Raw genomic sequence first — 19,222 nt, forward strand, 5'->3', positions numbered from 1 at the left:
ATGAGGAATTTCTCCTCATCTTTTTTTATGCTGTTTTACCTTTTTCAATTGCTTGTTCGTACAGCTCTTTATGTTCTTTATATTCACTTGGTACGAAACTCTTATAGAAGAATGAGAACCAGCTGTCTCCCTTTTTATACCCTTCTTCTCGAATTTCCGCTGCTTTTTTATTCGATTTAAATCCTTCAGTAAACCATTTCTTTAACAATTCATTTCTTTCATACTTAGCAGGAACTTTTAAATCATAGTTTTCAAATGCATACTTATAGCCAGCCTTTTCTACTGCCTTTTTTGTAGACTTATAGCCTTTTTCATACGCTGTTTCATATGCCTTCACGTATACTTCTTTCTCTCTATTTCCAGGATTCTTTTCAGCTAGTTCTTTCCCTGTCTTTTCCCCTAACTCAGCTTGCTCTTTTTCAATTTTTTCTGTTCTTTCTTTATTCCCTACTTTGAATCCGTCTGCAAAGTTTACCTTAAACTCTGGAGCAACTTGACTATCGTCCATCGTCTCTTGTGCTAAACCTTGTTCTTTTCCTTTTTCAAAATGCGTTTTCTTCTGCTCTTCTAAAGACCATACGGCTGCATAAGTCGCTTTAAACGCTTGTTTATATGCATCAGATTTTCCAGCTACATGCACTTCTGCATCATTTTTTCCTGCTTTAAAATCAGTTTCTCCATTCTTTTGACCTTCAAGTTGACCTTTTTCCATATCAGCTTGGCGCTGCGCTTCCTCTTGCTTACGTGCCTCTTCAGCTTTTCTTTGTTCCTCGGCTACACGTTGTCTCTCTTCTTCAGCTTTACGCTGTGCTTCTGCATTACGTTGTTTTTCCGCCTCAGCGTTGCGTTGCGCTTCTACAGCACGTTGTTTTTCCGCCTCAGTATTGCGCTGTGCTTCTGCTTGTCTCTCAGCTTCTACAGCACTATTATTATTCTGGCTAGGAGCTGGGCTCGTTGCGCCACTACTAGAAGCTGGTTTATTGTGATAATGATATTCCCCGTACTGTAATCCCCATTTCTCACAATTTGTACGACACGTATGTCCGCCATTAGCATCTGTACGCCCTGGATGTGCATAAGCTGAAATTGGAGCTACCAATAACGCTATACTCGTTGTTAAAAGAAGTTTCTTCACCTGTTGTCTCACTCTTGTTCCTCCCAAAAATAGAATTCTAACTTTATTATACATAAATAGAAGAATGTTTAAATACAAACCAAAATATTCTATTATTTCTCAACATTAGTAAAAAAAGAAGGTGAACTCTTTAAAGAGTTCACCTTCTTTTTTTACTTCTTCGCCTTCGTTCCTACTAAATCACCAGCAACAACATAACGCTTAGAATTATCCTTTACAGATACACATGTAATAAGCGTTATCTCATCTTTCCCATGATCCTCTACAACTTCCCACTTATCAGGAGTTACTTCAGATACACCAGTAACCGTATACTCATATTCATTTTCATTGTCATACAAATAAATTTTATCGCCTTTTTTCAAAGAAGCTATATCACTAAATAAAACACCTTTTTTAGACATATTATGTCCTGCTAATGCGTAATTTCCTTTTCCCATAACTTGATTCTCTTTTACTGTCGCTGCACCTGATAATAAGTTTTTTTCAGTAGAAGCTTTTAAAACAGGCAGTTCTACTGAAACACTTGGAATCGAAATACGACCAATTACTTGTTTCTTATCTAATGATGCATTCGCTACTTCCGCCAAGTCTGGTTGATTAATTTTGGAAGCATCTACAAATTCCGTCTCATGCTTTTCATAATCCATCTTTTGAACAGCCTGCACATTTTCAGTCTGTTTCTTTTCAGCCTGATATCCATCATAAAATGGCTTTCCAATTAATACTCCACCTACAACAAATAGCAGAATTGCTACTATACTATAAATTCTTTGCTTATTCATACACAGTTCCTTTCCCTTACAAAATCTTACTCTATATAAAATGATAAAATAATATCGCTATATGTACAAGTATTAGCTTAAAAAGAAACCTTCTTGCCAGTGCAAGAAGGTTTCTTTTTAAGCTAATTTATTTCTGTATAGTGATACGTGAAATACTGTCATTTGAATAAAGAAAATAGAAAATAGAATATATAATGGGTATCCAGGAAGATATTCATTAATAATAGGCGAAAAAGTTAAAAATCCAACTGCACAAGGTAACACAAACCATAACGATACAAATGTTGTTCGACAAGCTTTATCCGTAATCACTTTTTCACGTTCATCTTCTAGCGGAAATAATAATGGATACATCCAAAAAGATAAATTCTTATATTTTTTCTTTTGAATTCTATAAAAAATTGTAACTATAATTGCTCCAATAAATAATAAAATGAATGGTACTCCATTAAACCATACTTCAAATGGGAATTTCTCGTTTTTAATTATATCTGCTAACTCTGTAATAACACTATAAAATTCAACAAATGTCCAGCATGCTAAAGCAGTATAAAGCACGTTTATGATATAAGAAAAAACAATTCTATTCATCCTCTTCCCCCTCCTTATTTAAAACAAACACATCTTCCATCTTTAACTGAAACACATCACAAATCGTAAGTGCTAATAACAACGAAGGAACGTAATCCCCTTTTTCAATTGCAGCAATTGTTTGTCTCGTTACTCCAACCTTTTCTGCTAATACACTTTGCGTAAAGTTAAAACGAGCTCTTAATTCTTTTACTCTGTTTAAAATGGTCAAATTTACCACCTCTCACCATTATTGTATGCTATCCTTAACAAAATGTAAACTCAACTTAACATTATTATTATAAAAAAATCCAACTCTACGTATTGTAAAGTTGGATTACGTTTTAGTTTAAAATTGTAACTTTAACGATTTTTCTTCCCCATTGACTAGAAGACCCTTTATCAGGCATTAACACATCAATTCTGTTACCTTTAATCGCTCCACCAGTATCTGCTGCAATTGCGACTCCATACCCTTCAACATTTACAGTTTTGCCTAATGGAATAACTTTTGGATCTACAGCAATTAATTTCATTCCTGGGTTTGCAGTTAAGTTATAGTGTCCCCATGCAGAAAATACTTGTTGACCTGGTGCATAACCATTTTCACCTGGATCAGCTGTATAAGCTGTAGCTTCTACATAAATTTCTTTCCCACCAGCAGTTGGCTTAGAAGATGGTTCAGGTTGTGCAGGTTCTACCTTCGAATTATTATTAGCTACTGGTTCAACCGGTTTACTAGCTTTTTCTTGCTTTTGCTTTTCAGCAATTTCTGCTTGCGCTTTCGCTAAAGCTTCTTGCTCTGCTTTTGCAGCCGCTTCTGCTTTTGCACGCTCTTCTGCCGCAATTCTTGCTGCTTCTTGTTCACGAGCAATTGTTTCTTGTACTGCCTTCATATTTGATTCAATTTTAGCTTTCTCTTCCGCTGCTAAATTAAGTTGGCTTGCCACTTCATTATATTTAGCTTGAACTGTTTGCAAGTTATCTTGACGTTTTTTCAAGTTATCTTGCAGTTCAGCTTGTGCTTTTGCTAATTTTTGTTTATCTACTACTAAAGATGCTTCTTTTTCGTCAATTGTTTTCTTGTCCTCTTCAATTTGACGAAGATCTTGTTCTTGTAGACGTAAAATTTCTTTATCAGCTTCTAGAATAGTAGAAACTGCGTTCATACGTTGTAAGAAGTCTGCAAAGTTTTTTGACTCTACTACAACTTCTACTACTAAACTTGTATTTGAACTGTTTTGAACAGAAACCATACGTTTTCTCATAATATCTTTACGAGCAAGGACTTTATCCTCTAAAACGATAATTTCTTCCTTTTTTTGTTCAATCTGCTTATGTGTTTCATCAATTTTACGTTGAATAGCAGCTTGATCCTCTTTATTTTTTGCAATTGTATTATTTAAATTATGTAGTTCGTTTTCGATACCTTTAATTTCTTTACTAACAGCTTGCTTTTCTTGCTCTTTCTTTTGCATTTCTGCATCGTTTTGTTGCAATTGCTGTTGCATGTTGTTAAGTTTCTCGTCGTTTGACTCTGCTTTAACAGCGACTGTACTAGAAAGACCGATAATTCCTGCTAATACTAGACAGCTGATTCGCTTAAAATAGTTCATAATCCGACTCCCTTCTTATACAGTTATACATGATTTATTTTACAGTTTGTTTACAAAACGATTAAATACAGTTTATTTTTCGTGACGAAAAAAAGAGAATTATGAATAAAATGTAATAGATTCTTAAATATTTAACAATTCCTATATTTAAAAAATACAAAAGATGCTAAAATCCAAATATAGAGAAAATATAACTTTCGAAGGCGGTTGAAATAAATACATGTTTACTCAAAAAAAATCACTCCAACATACAATTGCTCAATTAGAAGAGCGTATACAAGAATTAGAATTAGAATTAAAACAAAAGGATATTGAAAAGCAAGAGACTATTTCTACTATCCACGATCGTGTACAAAGCGTTGTCCAAGAGCATCAACTTGTAAATAACCAACACAATACACTTCAAAATTTAGTTCAACAATTAAGTTCATGTTTCGAAAATGTTTCAACACGTACGACACATTCCAATGAGTTAAATAATGAAATGTTACAAAAGGAACAAAGCTTAATTCAGTCTATTGCAGAAATTATTGACTGCTCTAATGAAGGAAAAGAATCCGTTCACCGCTTACTTATTGTAATTAATAAATTAGGTGAACAATCTCAACGCACGTCTAATAGTATGAATCATCTAAGCGAACGCTCAAAGGAAATCGAGCAAATTGTAGAAGTCATTCAAAACATTGCAGCACAAACAAATTTACTTGCATTAAATGCGAGTATTGAAGCCGCACGTGCTGGGGAGCACGGTAAAGGATTCGCTGTCGTTGCCAATGAGGTAAGAAAACTAGCGGAAAGTACAGCAGAAAGTACAAAAAACATCGGCAACTTAACGAAAAAAATTCAAGAAGAAATTGAAAAAGCATATGATAACACAAAAGATAATTTACATTTAGTCGATGAAGGTGTAGAAATGAGCGCCGATACAAATGCTAGAATTGAAAATATTTTAGTTATGATTCAAACGTTACAAAATGGTGCTACAAATGTTATTAAGGCTATCGAAAACCAAAAGTCTTGTAATGATGACATATTACGAGAATTCGCTAACACACAACAAATGTTCCAAAAATTAAATACTACTATTATGAATCATATTCATGATGCTGAAAAAGTCGATGTTCAATTGTCTAAAAGTCTTCAAGAAACAGTAACTTCTTAATTAAAAATAAAAATCCCTTATACTGCTATAAGGGATTTTTATTTTATTTTGAATATTTATTTCTTTTCAATATTCATCCATATCTTTGTTATAATGGAAAAGTTGTTTCTTTCAACTAATAAACAAGGAGGTTATTATGGAACAATTTTACTACGTTTTAAAATATTTAATTCTCGGTCTGTTCCAAGGACTAACAGAACCAATTCCGATTTCTTCAAGTGGTCATCTCGTTTTAGCACAACATTTGCTAGGACTAAAAATAGAAGGGTTTAGCTTCGAACTACTTGTTAATTCAGCTTCATTATTAGCTGTATTACTTATTTATAGAAATGATTTAATTCGTCTAACGAAGAATGGTCTCTCTTATATATTTACAAGAGCAGAAGACGCAAAATCAGATTTCTTCTTTATTATTTATCTTGTTATTGCAACCATTCCAGCAGGTGTTATTGGTGTTTTATTTAAAGATTACATCGATCAGTACTTAAAAGGTGTGAAGATGGTTGGGATTTCCCTTCTTATTACTGCTGTCGGCCTTTGGATTATTAGAAATTTACGCGGTCGTAAAAATGATGGCGACCTTTCTATGAAAGATGCAATCATCGTCGGATTAGCACAAGCTTGCGCACTGATTCCCGGAATAAGCCGATCTGGTGCCACAATCGTAGCAGCAATGTTACTTGGTATGAAGCAAGAAACAGCTCTTCGCTTCTCATTCTTACTATACATTCCTGTTAGCTTAGGTGGCTTGTTGTTAAGCATTACAGACATTGCAAATGATCCAAATCTAGACACATTATTCGTACCATATGTCGTTGCATTCATCGCAACATTTATCATGACGTATATTTCACTAAAATGGTTTATGAACATTATGGCAAAAGGAAATTTAAAATATTTCTCTTTCTATTGTATTATCGTAGGTGTACTTACTCTTATTTTCTTATAAAGTAAAACTTACAAATTGAAAGCGAGTCATCTAGTGTAATAGAATGACTCGCTTTTTTATACCTTTATTAAGTTAAAACCTATCATTTACTTTGAATTTTCTGAATAGTATAATATTATTTAAGTTCACTATTACAGTAATTCTATCTTTCCTACTATTATCGTAAAAGAGGTGTTTATATGTTTATAGTTACTAAACTCATTCACATTAAGTACGGATATGAAAATGAGCTATTTTATGGGCTTAAACAATATTATCCTTCCCCTGGAACGAACGGTTGTATTAACATAGAGTTTTCACATGTTCATCGTACAAATGATAAGGCAGAATATATGATTCGTATGTTATGGAAAACACAACAAGATTACCATACATGGCTTTCTCAAAAAGAAGGCAATGAAACTTTGAAGCACAAAATACAAGGCTATATCCTTTCTTCCAAATCAAATGCTACCTATGTGCATTAACCCTTCTCTTTTTATTCCTTACGAGGGACAAAATGATAAAGTGAAACTTTAATCAGCCCTCATCAATTGGGCTGTTCACAAATAACGAGGTAAGGACCCTCTTACTTTTCATACTGTAAGAGGGCTTCTCTTATGCATACACTTTCTTCTCTTGACAATACAAACGAATAACATGTTTATTTTGTTGAAATACATCATGCGTCAGCCGAATAATAATAAAGTTTCGTTTTGTTTGATCATCATGAACAAAAATCTGTTCTCCCTCCTGAAAACGCCATGCACTTTCAAAAGTCGTAATATGATCCCCACTTACAGAAAAAAGTTCATATCGCATCTCTTGTACCCTCTCTCAACTTATATAATCATAATATCCTCATATTAAATTTATTATAACTTAATTCCTATAAAATTAGTAATTATTTCTATTTCGAAAGATTTTAACTTTGTATTTAAATATTTTTAGCGCTATAATGATAAACGAATTTTTATTGAAAGGAGTTTTACTTTGACTGCATATTTATTTCCAGTGAAAACAGCATTTATTTTATTTCCCTTTTTAGCAATGTTTCTTTTAATTCCTTTTTTAATATTTAATTATCGAAAATACGGTTATTTAAATAAATGGCGCTCATTTATTTTATACTCATTATTACTTTACTTATTAAATGCCTATTTTCTTGTTATTTTGCCGTTGCCACAAACGTTTGATACTTGTAGCCTACAACCGGCTAATACACAACACATGCAACTCTCACCATTTTATTTCATACAAGAGATTAGTAGTCATACATCGGCAGTTTTAACGAAACCAACTACTTATTTCTACTTATTAAAAGAGTCTGCGTTTTTACAAGTTGCCTTTAATGTTCTATTAACTGTTCCATTCGGCATTTACTTGCGTTATTATTTCCGACGTAGTTTCTTACAAACAATTTGCATTTCCTTTTTCCTTTCACTATTTTTTGAGCTAACACAAGTGACTGGATTATACGGTATATACAATTGTGCATACCGATTATTTGATATCGATGATTTGTTTTTAAATACATTAGGTGGCGTAATTGGTTTTATCATTGCACCAATATTTACGTACTTCCTTCCGAAGACAAACGAGTTAGATAGTCATATTAATTTGGAAACGAAACCAGTCGGATTCATTCGTCGCCTTATCGCGATGCAAATTGATTGGATTTTCTTATCTATCGTCGTACCTGTCGTTAAAAACAAAGGAAATTCTTTCTTCGTTTCTAATATGCAATCTTACACCAATATGTATGAACTCATTTTCATTACGTGTTCAATCCTTATTTACTTTATTATTATTCCATACTTTACGAATGGAAAAACAATTGGGAAAGCATTGCTTCGCATTCACGTGAAAGGAAAATCAAATCGTATTACATTAAAAGAACTATTTATTCGCTACGGTATATTTTATTTTGCGCTAGGCGGAATCAATTATATTCTTTCTAGTAGCTCTATTTTAAATCACACAGAGCCTTTAGTATTACTCGTTACATTGTTATTCCTATTTATCATTAACGGCCTATTCATTATTCATGTTTTACTGCATGTATTTAGCCGTGATAAACTACTATTTTATGAACATATTAGTCATACAAGAAATGCAATTACACTAAAAAAAGCTGACAAATAATTATTTGTCAGCTTTTTCATATACATAATGTGAAACCTTAATCAGCGGGGGTCTTACTGCCCGACAAATAGCGGGATAAATAACTTTTCTGCATAAGGATTAAAAAACATTCCAAGTTCATCTAGAGATTTCCTCACCTGTAAAAACGAATGAAACTCTGGATATATATCTTGTAATTGCTCATATGATAATGTATGCATTTTCCCCCAATGCGGACGCCCTTCATACTTCAGAAAAATTTTTTCCACTTCGCCAAAGTAAGCAGCATATTTCATACCTTTATACATATGAACAGCGATATACGCTGAATCTCTTCCATAGGCTGGACTAAGCCATATATCATCCCCTTTTACATAGCGGCATTCGATCGGAAAGTGCACCTTATACTTTTTCTTTTCAATAAGATTTGAGATTTCTTCTACAACCGTCCTCATATACTTTGAAGGAATGCTATACTCCATTTCATAAAATGGTACCGTACGTGATGTAGCAAATACTTCATAGCTCGGGCCAATTATTTTTGTGTTTGGTACAGCTTTAGCTGATAATCGACTCACTCCTTTACTTATAGAAGGAAACCATTTACACCCTTTAGATAGTAAAGAGAACATCCTATTTTCAAGTAACTCCACCTTTAGTTTATGCCATTTCAAATCACTGCCTTGATTCGTTGTTTCGTTCGTAAGTTTTACTTGTACTTCATCAGAATAAGGAAAAACGAAAAATTCAAAATGACGATGCTTCTTATATTCTTCTAGTTTGTTCATTACAGTGGATAATGACTGTTTTTCACTTTCATAAACGAGTGAATACGCTGGAATAACCTTCAATTTTATCTTTACAATGATACCTAACATTCCAAGTGACAACTGAAACGCTCTCCAATATTCTACGTTCTCAGCTTCCGAACAAACTATACTCTCACCATTAGATAGAACTGCCGTAATCTCTATAACTTGTGTTGATAGGCTCCCAAAGGTAATACCCGTTCCATGAGTCCCCGTACTAATCGCTCCTGCAATAGATTGCGAATCAATATCCCCTAAATTTTCTTGCGCATACCCTTTTTCCTCAAGTAACTTCCCTAAATCATATAACTTTGTTCCTGCCCATACTTCAGCAACCATCTTCTCTGCATCAATATTCACAATACCCTTCAATTCATCTAAAGAAACTAAAACTTCTTCCGTTTGCACAAGGGGTGTAAACGAATGTCCTGAACCGACAACACGAATTTTCTTCCCCTTTTTTCGCGCAAGTCCCACAACTTCTACTACATCTTGTATACTTTCTGGATACATCGTATAATGCGGCGTTCCTTCTACATTCCCTGTCCAATTTCTCCACTTTTGTCCCTTTATAGAAAGCATTGGCCATCCCCCCGATATGTTGAATACTCCCCAACAATCTCTCCTTTTTTAACACGATACAAAAAGGGAAAACGCTCACATAACTCACCAGCTTTACTATGGCGAAACAAAATGGACTCTCCTATATCCACTCGTTCCTCACCTTTATAAAAAATTGGCGTTTGTACCTCGCCAGCACCTTCTAAAGCTAATAGTTTTGCACCCTTCGGTCTCCAAACTTCAGGCTCTTTATCTTTTCCAACTGCTCCTGAAGCAATATATCCACCACCTAGGCAAGTGTAAATAAACGGGACTGGTTTACGCACAACTGGTAAGGCAAATCCGACCGCTGGATAAAATTTCACCTCTTTATAATAATCAAACAGCTTCGGAGAATAAAAAGCAGAACCTATTGTAATCTCTGAAACTGAATTATCTTTCTCGGTTGTTTTTATACTTCCTGTTCCGCCTCCATTTACAAACCTTAGCTCAATACCAAGGTTTTGTATTGCTTTTACAATATGTTCTCTTCTTTCTTTCACTTCTAGCACTGATTTCTGCTTTAAATATGAAATTATTTTACTTTTCAACCATTGATTCGGTATATGATCTCCCACCCCAGCAATTTGAGCTTCATAACCCATTACACCATCTAACATTAAATATGATGACCTTCTCACCTTTTCTACTACTTTCAACGCATCCTGCACATTTTTTACTGGGGACCTTTGTACACCAAAATGAAATTGAAAGAAACGACTACTCATATCAATATCCAAACAAACACGAAAACATCCTTTAGATTTCTCAGCAATGCTTTCTAAATACACAATATGCTCTTCACAATCCACCATACAAGTTATAATGAAACCTTTCTTTGTTAACAAACTAATTTCATACAGAGCTCTTTCATCGTAAGCAGGATATCCAAGCAATAAATCATTAAATCCTTGTTCTATTAAAAATAAAATCTCTCTAGGTGAAAAGCACATAATACCTTGAAATCGATCATTTGCAGCTAAAATCTTTTGCATAATCGGAACAGAGCGTAACGATTTACTCGCTATACGAATCTTCTTATTTCCACTTAACTCTATAATCGATTGAATATTTCTATCTAAAGCCATTTCATCCAAAAATGCACACGGTAATGGAACTTCTTTAAAAATTCCTCGATCCACATTTTTCTCTCCTCTTCTCAATATGTCTTATACATATTGGAAAGAAAGTGTGATTTTCCTGTTTGCAAATAAAAAAAGTTTCTTCTTTACGAAGAAACTTTTTGAAACTACTTCATAGAAATAGTCGCCTCTACTGGATAATGATCAGAGTAATCATTATACGTATATTTTTGGAACCACGATGTAACAGTCCATTGTGGAGATTTCGGCTGTAACACCTTATTCTCTATATATGATGGGTTCGCATGGTCTTTACTTGCAATAATATAATCTAAATACTCAGCAGGACTATCAGGGAAATTATATTTTGCAATACTGTTTGTCGTTGCGTCCCAAGTCGCTGTATGTCCAGTATAAGATGGTACAGAAGCGTTCAATGTTTTAAACATAGATGCATACTCTGAATCATTCTTGTTCTCTGCATTAATTTTATTTACGTTCATATCACCGCCAATTAACACATACTCATTATTTGGTATATTTTTATTTTTAATAAAGTCTTGAATTTCTTTTAATTGGTCTGTACGTACAGATGCAGGTGAAGTTTTTCCGCACATACTATCTTCCGCTTGCAAATGTGTACCAATCACGTGAACGAAGCGATCATTTTTCTTAATTTTCGTGTATACAAATCCTTTATTCGATAAATTATCTGGCCCGCATCCTTTTGCAAATACATATTGAATCTTTTCAGCGATTGGCCATTTGCTCACAATCGCAACGCCACCATCTTCAGGAGTTGAAGATGAATAGTTTCCTAACGTTTTATCCCATTCACTTCCACTACTACGACCTAATACTGCTGTTTGATTTGGATATTCTTTCTTCAAATTCCCTAATAAACGATCTGAAGCGCTATTATCAAACACTTCATTTAATATAACTACATCTTGATTCTTTATATAATCTGCCGCCCCGATTAAATCAGCACGCTCAGTTTGTCCCCAGTTCGGATATAAGTTTGTTGATAGCATATATACATTATGCGTCATCACTTTTAATGTATCATTTTGATTTGTAGACACTTCTGCTTGAGCTGACGTTCCGCTATATAAAGCTCCTAAACCAACACCTAAGCTAAGTACACCTTTTAGCAATTTACATTTCACGTTTCATACCCCCATGTATTGTATAGTGATAAAAAGGCCAAATACTCTATTCTGAGATTTGACCTTTTTTAAATACTTAACGATTTCCGTACGTATCAAACCAAAGCTGAATATATCCAGCAGTAACACGTTGTGCATCCATTAAACGCTTACCTGTCATTGGTGTAACTTCAGCGCGCCATTTATCTGCATATTCTTGTGATACAGCAGCTCTCACGAACCAATCTTTCGTATTATCATTTACAATGCCAGCGTAATCTTGTTTCGCAACTACTGCTGCTCCATGAATCCAATCTTCTGGATTCGTACCTTTCCAGTTCCAATATCCATTTCCATCCGTTACTTTATAATTATCTTTTATCGTATCTACAAAGTTTTCATATTTAGAATGGAATCCTTGTGGATACGATAGATTCGTAAAGTTTGCCGCATGCATCGGTTGGTTTACATCCCCTAAATAATGAAGAGATAATCCTAAATAGAAGAACGCTTGTTTCATATCTTTATTTTTATAAGACTCACCAGCTAATTTAAAATATTTAGCTCCTGTTTCCTTTGCTTGCTTTGCATACGGAATATAAGTTTTCCCATTGTCAGGGTCATAGAAATGTGAAGCAAATGTGCTATTATCATAATAAGGATTTTCATAGTCAGCAGCATAAATACCGTTCTCTAACTCCGTACGCCATTCATTTAATAGTGCAACTCGATCTTGTTTTACAAGTGTTGTATTACGAGACATAATATCAATTGCACGGTTTACAATCCATAAATGAGAATTCACGCCTTCTTTATGTTTATCTTCAGCAGACCAGCGCGGAATAACTCCAAATCTCTGTGCCCCATCATTTTCATGAGCAAATGCAACACTTTGTAATGGAGCAACTAATGTAATAGCTGCTGCTAAAGCAAGTACTTTCTTTTTCATATAAAATCCTCCATTTTATAATTGAATTATTGTAAACATTTTGTTAGGATCCTATGATGTCGTCCGGTTAACCTATGACTAGAATATCCCACCTTTCACGAAATTTCTATCACTAAATTAAAATATGCAAATGTTCATATCATTATAACTTTATACACAGTGAATATAATGAATGAATACACTTTCATTTTAATAAACTATTATTAAGGCTTGTCTAAACTAATGTAAAAAAAAAGTAAAGCATCTGAATGCTTTACTCTTTTTTTCTATTCGATAATATACTTGGCAATTGTACATTAACTGCTAACTTATGAATAAATCCAAACACTAGTCCAATCCCAATAAATATGTATAAGATTGTAAATATCTTTCCGAAATCAGTTTGCGGACTAAAATTCCCATCACCGACAGTCGTCAACGTGACCACACTAAAATATAAAGCGTCAATAGGACGTAATCCTTCAACTGTACTATAAAAAATCGTACCCGATATTAAAGTCAGAATTGTTAATACAAATAATACTTGAAATTCTTTATCTTTCCACGCTCGTAAACAGGCTCTTAACATTCGCTTTAAAGTTAACAAAAATGAAAGCATTAGATTCTCCCTTCCAAACAAAAATACATTGAGTCAAAGGAAAGTCTATCACCTTTCAGTATAGAAAAAAAGTAGCCCTCTTCTATTTCTAGAAAAGGGCTACTTTATTCGATTCTATCTTATTTAGGTGAAACAAGAATTTTCACTTGTGTTTTATCTTTTACCAGTGCTTCAAATCCTTCTTCAACAACTTGATCGACTGTAATTTTTTTCGTAATTAATTTCTCTGCTTGAATTTGACCAGAGCTAATTAATTTAATAACGGCTGGGAAGATGTGACGGTATCCTAAAATACCAATAACTTCTTTTTCTTTTAATACTAAATTATTTGGAGTAATTGTTGCGTCTTTTTCCCATACACTAACAATTACAGTTTGTCCTTCAAAGCTTGTACTTTCAATCGCTTGACGTAGTACAACTTCAACACCTGTTACTTCAAAGCTAACATTTACCCCTAAACCATTTGTTAAGTTACGAATTTCAGCTAACACATCTTGAGTTGCTGGATTTAATACATAATCCGCACCTGCTAATTTCGCTAACTCTTGACGTTCTTTAGAAAGTTCAACTGCAATAACAGGAGTTGCTCCTGCTGCTTTAGCTGCTTGGATAACAAGAAGTCCAATTGGACCGCAACCAAATACCGCTACAGCTTCCCCTTCTTTTAATTTACTTTGACGTACTGCATGAACTGCTACTGCTGCTGGTTCTACAAGCGCACCTTGTTCATACGTCATTTCATCTGGAATGTGATGAACCATATCTTCTGGTACTACTGTATATTCAGAGAAACCGCCGCCTTCTCCGCCAAGACCGTGGAAAACAAGTTGTTCACAAACATTGTAATGTCCATGTTTACAAGCTTCACATTTACCACAAGAATAAATTGGCTCTACAACAACGCGGTCTCCCACTTTATGAGATGTAACTCCTTCACCAATCTCTATTACCTCACCACTAAACTCATGACCTAAAATAACAGGTGCTTTCACATGTGTTAATGGATGTTCTTCTGTTGGAATAAAAATAGGCCCTGCTAAATATTCATGCAAGTCTGTCCCACAAATACCACACCATTTAACTTTGATTTTCACTGTTCCTGGTTTTACTGTTGGTTCTGGTACTTCTTCTACTCGTACATCACGTTGATTATGCCAAAGTAGTGCTTTCATTTTATACATCCCTCTCTATGTATATACTTAACCTGGTGAAGTTTACAATTCTATTATAATACTTCTATCCATATATTTCAAAAAAACAATCACATTCCCACTAATTTTTTACAAATAACGTTCAATATTTTGTCACTTTGTACTTTTTTCCACATCTGTTAATTCAATTTCATTGCAGGTGAAATTAGCATTGTGCCATAATAGCATAGGAGAGGTGAATATCGCTTGAAATATTTTATTTACTTTATCGTTATCGTGGCATTTTTAGATACATTTTCACAATTACCTATTATGAGTACTTTCGCTCAAAGCCTTGGAGGAACTCCTCTTATTATCGGGCTAGTTGTCGGTATGTACTCATTCGCTAATATGATCGGTAATATTATTGCTGGAGCCGCTGTCGATAAATTTGGTGCAAAAAAAATCCTTTATATAAGCATGGGAATTACGAGTTTCATAGTCTTGTTATACACCGTTGTTCAAAGTGGTGAACAACTATTAGTTGTGCGCTTTATGCATGGATTTAGTGATGGCTTTTTAATTCCTGCTGCCTTTACATTTTTATCAAAACAAACAAATGCAAAAAGACAAGGAAAAGCAATGGCTCTATCTGGTGCTGCTGTTGGAACAGCCGCAATCGTAGGACCTGCTTTCAGCGGTATTATGAAAGCAACAGCTGGCGTAGAATGGGTCTTCATTACTATTTCTATTTTAATGGCTCTTGGTACGATCGTATCTCTATTCTTCTTACCAAATAACGTATCAAGAAAAGATACATCAAGAACACAAATGATGAACAAAGAAGATATGGTTGAACTTTTAAAATCAGAACCGTTATTACAAGCATATATTGGTGCTTTCACATTAATGTTTTCACAAGGAATTGTCACTTACATGTTACCAGTAAAAGTTGAGGCATTAGCGCTTAAAGCATCCACAACAGGCATGATGTTAAGTGTATTTGGTATAACTGCTATCCTCTTCTTCTTACTTCCAACAAATCGTATTTATGATCGATTTAATCGTTCGAAACTAATGCTAATCGGAATTGCAGTTATGGCATTCGCATTATCTTTACTCGGATTATTTGCTACAAAAGGTATGCTCTTTATCGTAATGATGATTTATGGAATTGGATTCGCAATCCTCTTTCCATCTATTAACGCTTTACTCGTTGAAAATACTACAGACGATAATCGCGGAAAGGCATTCGGATTATTTTATGCCTTCTTCTCATTAGGAGTTGTTGCTGGCTCCTTTACAGTCGGCGCAATCGGAGCATCACCTAGCGTCAGCTTCATTATCGGGACAGCATTTTTATTAACATTTGCTGGGATGATTTATGTAAGAAGCAAAGTAAAAAAGACAATGATGGGATAATCCATCGTTGTCTTTTTTTTAATGCATATTGATATAACTCGTAATATAATGGAAGCGTTGGAATAATGCCAATTAATTTAAATATAAAAGGTAACCGCTCATCTCCTTCTTCATATAAACGAAAAACAAAAACTGTAGTTAAAGTCCAAATGACGCTAAACAAGAAGATACATTTCCAAACAATTGAGGTTAATATTTGTATATCAAATACAAAACCAAAGATCCCTATCGAATAGAACTCTTTTTGCCCAATATATTACTTTTGTGTATAACCAAATAACAATGTAAATAAATTGAGCCGTAGAGGCAATAATACATCTCTTCTTTTAAACAGAAAGTTTATAAATACTGACGATACTTCGACAATTTCCTCGGAAATATTTCCTTTCCCCACATAATTTGATACAGTACACATGAATAAACACTTGTATTACATAAAGTGAAACTTTAATCAGTGGGGGTTTGGTTCCTCCCCACTGATTATTAGTTGAACCAATCGGGCTTTTACGGGCAGTTGATCTCCCAACTAACTTCTTTACTTCCACTGAATTTTGAGGTGGGGATCTTACTGACCGTTAATGCGGGATAAACTAAAATAATAACTTACTGTACAAATCAAAAAGCACACTCTTCATATGAAGAATGTGCTTTTATGTTATTAACGTTTAATCCAAACAGCGCCTGCCGATTTATCTTCTGCCTGTCCAACAACTTGGAATTTAAGTCCAAGGTTTGGAACTTTTCTTCCTGCGTCTGCAATTTGCTTGTTACTATATACTTTTGAATCATCAAAAGTTGTAACACCTTGTAATCCAGAATAGTTAAACTGACCACGTGTTAATGAATTTACACTCCATGCTGGTGTTTTATCAAATGAAAATGCAGCATCTGCAATTTGCATGCCCGTATTACCGTATGCTGGTTTTCCGTTTAAATTACCAACTAGCGCTTCTGGATGAGAATCTACAACACCCAGGAATCCTTCACCTGGATGCATCCCAACCCAGTTATCTTTGAAACTATCATCTGCATACCAAACGACAAGGCCTGTATTATACACTGGACCTTTTCCTGCTTTTAAACCATTATCTGATCCCGCATAGTTTCTCCACTCTAAGTAGTAATAATGAGCTTTCTTCTCTGTCCCATCAGAAACAACAAAACCATTTAAATTCATTTTAGACTGTCCTTCTACATCATCAGAAAATACAACTTGTCCATCAACAGTTACATTTACATTGTCCATCGCAAAACCTTTATATGTTACAGCCGGATCTGTAATATAGTCGAATTGTAGTTTCACTTTTTTGCCTTTAAATTGACTTAAATCATATGATTTATCAATCCATTTCCCATCTGTTGTATCTTTATCTCCTTGGACTACTTTTTCCCCAAGTCTATCAATTAATGTTTTCGTTCCATCTTCTGTTACTGCATGTACTTCGACGAAATCGCACTCTGCTTCTAACTCATAATTTGCTTTATAATCGAATTTTGCATTTGTTCCTTTCGTTAAATCAAAGAATGGTGTCTCTAACGTTGTATGCATATCATCGCCTCTTGTACTATAATATGCATGCTTTCCAAACTCCGGTTTAATCGTTTCAACACTTTTACCTGGTAAGTTAACACGTACAACGCCTGGACGATTTGATTTCGTAACACTTTGATCAATATAGGTAGGAACTCCCACACCACTCTTAATTTTATCGTAATCTACTTCTAATATTTTTGCCCAGTTGCCACCCATATTCTTTTGTAAGAAATCTTTATTTTGTGGTGAAAAACTAGTCGGCTCTGTTCCTGCGATTTTCCCTGTCCAACTACCTCCACTCATTAATGACCAAGCTTCGACTGGTGAACCATTTCCAGTATATTTCGTGTCATATTCATCTGGTAATCCAAGATCATGTCCAAATTCATGTGCAAACACACCTACAGCTCCATCTTCTGGTTCAATTGTGTAATCATGTGCTGCTACTTTACCACCAAAGTAATCTACCTTTGATTTCGTACCTTCAATCGCTACTGGATCTACTGCTAATTTTGAACGATGTGACCAGATCGCATCATCACCTAATTTACCGCCACCAGCTTCTTGACCAACACCAGCATGGATTACCATTAAATGATCAATTACACCGTCAGGTTCATTTTGATTCCCGTCCCCGTTTGTATCATATCTATCAAATTGATCAAACTGGGATAAATCTAGTCCTTTCTCAGCAGCTGCATGCAAAGCTTCTTTCACTAAATCACGTGCACCCTTTGGACCTTTATTATCGTGACCACTGCTACCATCAGCTCCATAATCAGATGCTTTTCCTGGAACAGTTAGCCACTCCGTTACATATCCATCTGTCGTATAACTACCACCAGACTGCTCTTCATAGTATTGTTTAAACGTTTTTACTTTTGAACCATCAAATAAAGTATACGGCTCATTACCGAACAACATCTTTTGATAATGTTCTCTACTAAAGTCTTTCGAATACATATAACCTGGTGTTTGATCAATATTATTATGTTTATAATCACTAAATTCAACGAGTAACACTAATACTTTATCCGATCGAACAGATCCCTTATATGGAGCTTGCTTTGCTTTTGAAGTTGGAACTTGCCCATTCAATTGCTTTTTATTTGGTTCTGGCTTTTGCTCAAGGCTAACATTTTTTTCAGCCTTTTTTACATTTTCCTTTTCTTCCATCTTTTTCTCTTTTACTTTTTTTGTGAAATCAGACGTTTCTTGTGAGTGAGCATCTGGAAGAATTTCTTTATTCGCCTGATCTCCTTGTTTCTTTTCAATATATTGCTCGACAGCTTTTTTCGTCTCTTCTTTAGAAGATGCTGGATTAATTGTTCCTCTTTCTTTCAGTGCTTCCGCTAAACGATCTTCTTGAATTAAATTGTAATCAATTGGTGTTGTAGATACATTATCTTTCTCTTTTGCTGGCGTTTCTGCGTATGTTAATGGAGCACTCATTACAGATGTGCATCCGATAATTGCCGCAATTGCTAATGACGATAACACTTTAAATGGCGCTTTTCTTCTCATTCCATTTCTCTCCTTTTATAAAACTTAAAATTCAGATAAATAAGTACATTTTTGTCGAAATCCCCGTTTACTACCCTCCCTATATAAAAAGGCATAATTCTATAAA

Annotated in this window: 18 protein-coding genes and 1 pseudogene; 5 read left to right on the forward strand and 14 right to left on the reverse strand. The window is 34.5% G+C overall.

The genetic code is table 11. The features are described from left to right. Nucleotides 1-25 precede the first annotated feature (25 nt). The 5 genes from ACTFRU_RS25185 to ACTFRU_RS25205 form a co-directional block, all read right to left on the reverse strand. The gene (locus ACTFRU_RS25185) at nucleotides 26-1,147 is read right to left on the reverse strand and encodes a YHYH domain-containing protein (protein ID WP_152122655.1); all 1,122 of its coding nucleotides are present in this window, start codon (nucleotides 1,145-1,147) and stop codon (nucleotides 26-28) included. 140 nt (nucleotides 1,148-1,287) lie between these two features. Then, nucleotides 1,288-1,920: a class A sortase gene (locus ACTFRU_RS25190; RefSeq protein WP_001041727.1), complete on the reverse strand. Its 633-nt coding sequence runs from the start codon at nucleotides 1,918-1,920 to the stop codon at nucleotides 1,288-1,290. 117 nt (nucleotides 1,921-2,037) lie between these two features. Beyond that, nucleotides 2,038-2,511, reverse strand: coding sequence for a hypothetical protein (locus ACTFRU_RS25195; protein ID WP_006920833.1), 474 nt, complete (start codon nucleotides 2,509-2,511; stop codon nucleotides 2,038-2,040). Then, a complete protein-coding gene (locus ACTFRU_RS25200; protein WP_000154019.1) occupies nucleotides 2,504-2,722 on the reverse strand; it encodes a helix-turn-helix transcriptional regulator in 219 nt (72 codons plus the stop codon). The genes ACTFRU_RS25195 and ACTFRU_RS25200 overlap by 8 nt, the downstream gene beginning before the upstream one ends. Nucleotides 2,723-2,834: 112 nt before the next feature. After that, nucleotides 2,835-4,106: a 3D domain-containing protein gene (locus ACTFRU_RS25205; protein WP_006920835.1), complete on the reverse strand. Its 1,272-nt coding sequence runs from the start codon at nucleotides 4,104-4,106 to the stop codon at nucleotides 2,835-2,837. A 484-nt stretch (nucleotides 4,107-4,590) separates the two neighbouring features. Between ACTFRU_RS25205 and ACTFRU_RS25210 the strand changes: the two genes are divergently transcribed. The 3 genes from ACTFRU_RS25210 to ACTFRU_RS25220 all read left to right on the forward strand — a co-directional run bounded on the left by ACTFRU_RS25210 (nucleotide 4,591) and on the right by ACTFRU_RS25220 (nucleotide 6,684). After that, nucleotides 4,591-5,268 carry a methyl-accepting chemotaxis protein gene (locus tag ACTFRU_RS25210; protein ID WP_000939456.1) on the forward strand — a complete coding sequence of 226 codons (678 nt, stop codon included), beginning with the start codon at nucleotides 4,591-4,593 and terminating at the stop codon, nucleotides 5,266-5,268. A 136-nt stretch (nucleotides 5,269-5,404) separates the two neighbouring features. After that, on the forward strand, nucleotides 5,405-6,217 hold the full coding sequence (locus tag ACTFRU_RS25215) for an undecaprenyl-diphosphate phosphatase (RefSeq protein WP_000434794.1): 813 nt from the start codon (nucleotides 5,405-5,407) through the stop codon (nucleotides 6,215-6,217). A 179-nt stretch (nucleotides 6,218-6,396) separates the two neighbouring features. Further along, nucleotides 6,397-6,684 carry a hypothetical protein gene (locus ACTFRU_RS25220; RefSeq protein ID WP_000471249.1) on the forward strand — a complete coding sequence of 96 codons (288 nt, stop codon included), beginning with the start codon at nucleotides 6,397-6,399 and terminating at the stop codon, nucleotides 6,682-6,684. A 130-nt stretch (nucleotides 6,685-6,814) separates the two neighbouring features. Here ACTFRU_RS25220 and ACTFRU_RS25225 read toward each other — a convergent pair whose 3' ends face one another. After that, nucleotides 6,815-7,018 (reverse strand): hypothetical protein, encoded by a 204-nt coding sequence (locus ACTFRU_RS25225; RefSeq protein WP_001268332.1) that lies wholly within the window; start codon nucleotides 7,016-7,018, stop codon nucleotides 6,815-6,817. Nucleotides 7,019-7,189: 171 nt separating this feature from the next. On the opposite strand from ACTFRU_RS25225, the gene ACTFRU_RS25230 reads away from it, so the two are divergent. Next, nucleotides 7,190-8,341: a VanZ family protein gene (locus tag ACTFRU_RS25230; protein ID WP_000128028.1), complete on the forward strand. Its 1,152-nt coding sequence runs from the start codon at nucleotides 7,190-7,192 to the stop codon at nucleotides 8,339-8,341. A 53-nt stretch (nucleotides 8,342-8,394) separates the two neighbouring features. Here the strand turns inward: ACTFRU_RS25230 and ACTFRU_RS25235 are convergent, their stop codons facing one another. The 6 genes from ACTFRU_RS25235 to bdhA all read right to left on the reverse strand — a co-directional run bounded on the left by ACTFRU_RS25235 (nucleotide 8,395) and on the right by bdhA (nucleotide 14,678). Next, nucleotides 8,395-9,711, reverse strand: coding sequence for a D-arabinono-1,4-lactone oxidase (locus ACTFRU_RS25235; protein ID WP_284996992.1), 1,317 nt, complete (start codon nucleotides 9,709-9,711; stop codon nucleotides 8,395-8,397). Continuing rightward, a complete protein-coding gene (locus tag ACTFRU_RS25240; protein WP_000373736.1) occupies nucleotides 9,699-10,871 on the reverse strand; it encodes an amino acid deaminase/aldolase in 1,173 nt (390 codons plus the stop codon). Before ACTFRU_RS25240 ends, ACTFRU_RS25235 begins: the two co-directional genes overlap by 13 nt. Nucleotides 10,872-10,978: 107 nt before the next feature. Beyond that, nucleotides 10,979-11,980 carry a sphingomyelinase C gene (gene sph / locus ACTFRU_RS25245; protein ID WP_000649835.1) on the reverse strand — a complete coding sequence of 334 codons (1,002 nt, stop codon included), beginning with the start codon at nucleotides 11,978-11,980 and terminating at the stop codon, nucleotides 10,979-10,981. A gap of 76 nt (nucleotides 11,981-12,056) precedes the next feature. Continuing rightward, nucleotides 12,057-12,908, reverse strand: coding sequence for a phospholipase CerA (gene cerA / locus ACTFRU_RS25250; protein WP_000730995.1), 852 nt, complete (start codon nucleotides 12,906-12,908; stop codon nucleotides 12,057-12,059). A 253-nt stretch (nucleotides 12,909-13,161) separates the two neighbouring features. Then, complete coding sequence (locus tag ACTFRU_RS25255) at nucleotides 13,162-13,506, reverse strand: potassium channel family protein (protein ID WP_000948210.1); 345 nt, start codon at nucleotides 13,504-13,506, stop codon at nucleotides 13,162-13,164. Nucleotides 13,507-13,625: 119 nt separating this feature from the next. Then, nucleotides 13,626-14,678, reverse strand: coding sequence for a (R,R)-butanediol dehydrogenase (gene bdhA, locus ACTFRU_RS25260; RefSeq protein ID WP_000645827.1), 1,053 nt, complete (start codon nucleotides 14,676-14,678; stop codon nucleotides 13,626-13,628). A 225-nt stretch (nucleotides 14,679-14,903) separates the two neighbouring features. On the opposite strand from bdhA, the gene ACTFRU_RS25265 reads away from it, so the two are divergent. Further along, entirely contained in the window at nucleotides 14,904-16,058 is a 1,155-nt protein-coding gene (locus tag ACTFRU_RS25265) for an MFS transporter (protein ID WP_000873272.1), read from the forward strand. Here ACTFRU_RS25265 and ACTFRU_RS25270 read toward each other — a convergent pair. Both ACTFRU_RS25270 and inhA2 read right to left on the reverse strand, forming a co-directional pair. Continuing rightward, a pseudogene (locus ACTFRU_RS25270) lies at nucleotides 15,979-16,287 on the reverse strand (hypothetical protein); the annotation flags it as partial. The gene ACTFRU_RS25265 and the pseudogene ACTFRU_RS25270 overlap by 80 nt on opposite strands. A gap of 429 nt (nucleotides 16,288-16,716) precedes the next feature. Further along, nucleotides 16,717-19,116 carry a M6 family metalloprotease immune inhibitor InhA2 gene (gene inhA2 / locus ACTFRU_RS25275; protein WP_001252990.1) on the reverse strand — a complete coding sequence of 800 codons (2,400 nt, stop codon included), beginning with the start codon at nucleotides 19,114-19,116 and terminating at the stop codon, nucleotides 16,717-16,719. Nucleotides 19,117-19,222: the final 106 nt, after the last annotated feature.

The organism is Bacillus cereus group sp. MYBK220-1 (genome assembly GCF_051916445.1).
Taxonomy (GTDB): Bacteria; Bacillota; Bacilli; order Bacillales; family Bacillaceae_G; genus Bacillus_A; species Bacillus_A cereus.

What these genes read in the sequence shown, in the direction of transcription:
- ACTFRU_RS25235 (WP_284996992.1), bottom strand. Translation starts at nt 9,711, where the DNA reads ATGCTTTCTATAAAGGGACAAAAGTGGAGAAATTGGACAGGGAATGTA.
- ACTFRU_RS25205 (WP_006920835.1), bottom strand. Translation starts at nt 4,106, where the DNA reads ATGAACTATTTTAAGCGAATCAGCTGTCTAGTATTAGCAGGAATTATC.
- bdhA (WP_000645827.1), bottom strand. Translation starts at nt 14,678, where the DNA reads ATGAAAGCACTACTTTGGCATAATCAACGTGATGTACGAGTAGAAGAA.
- ACTFRU_RS25255 (WP_000948210.1), bottom strand. Translation starts at nt 13,506, where the DNA reads ATGCTTTCATTTTTGTTAACTTTAAAGCGAATGTTAAGAGCCTGTTTA.
- ACTFRU_RS25190 (WP_001041727.1), bottom strand. Translation starts at nt 1,920, where the DNA reads ATGAATAAGCAAAGAATTTATAGTATAGTAGCAATTCTGCTATTTGTT.
- ACTFRU_RS25215 (WP_000434794.1), top strand. Translation starts at nt 5,405, where the DNA reads ATGGAACAATTTTACTACGTTTTAAAATATTTAATTCTCGGTCTGTTC.
- cerA (WP_000730995.1), bottom strand. Translation starts at nt 12,908, where the DNA reads ATGAAAAAGAAAGTACTTGCTTTAGCAGCAGCTATTACATTAGTTGCT.
- ACTFRU_RS25210 (WP_000939456.1), top strand. Translation starts at nt 4,591, where the DNA reads ATGTTACAAAAGGAACAAAGCTTAATTCAGTCTATTGCAGAAATTATT.
- ACTFRU_RS25225 (WP_001268332.1), bottom strand. Translation starts at nt 7,018, where the DNA reads ATGCGATATGAACTTTTTTCTGTAAGTGGGGATCATATTACGACTTTT.
- inhA2 (WP_001252990.1), bottom strand. Translation starts at nt 19,116, where the DNA reads ATGAGAAGAAAAGCGCCATTTAAAGTGTTATCGTCATTAGCAATTGCG.
- ACTFRU_RS25220 (WP_000471249.1), top strand. Translation starts at nt 6,397, where the DNA reads ATGTTTATAGTTACTAAACTCATTCACATTAAGTACGGATATGAAAAT.
- ACTFRU_RS25195 (WP_006920833.1), bottom strand. Translation starts at nt 2,511, where the DNA reads ATGAATAGAATTGTTTTTTCTTATATCATAAACGTGCTTTATACTGCT.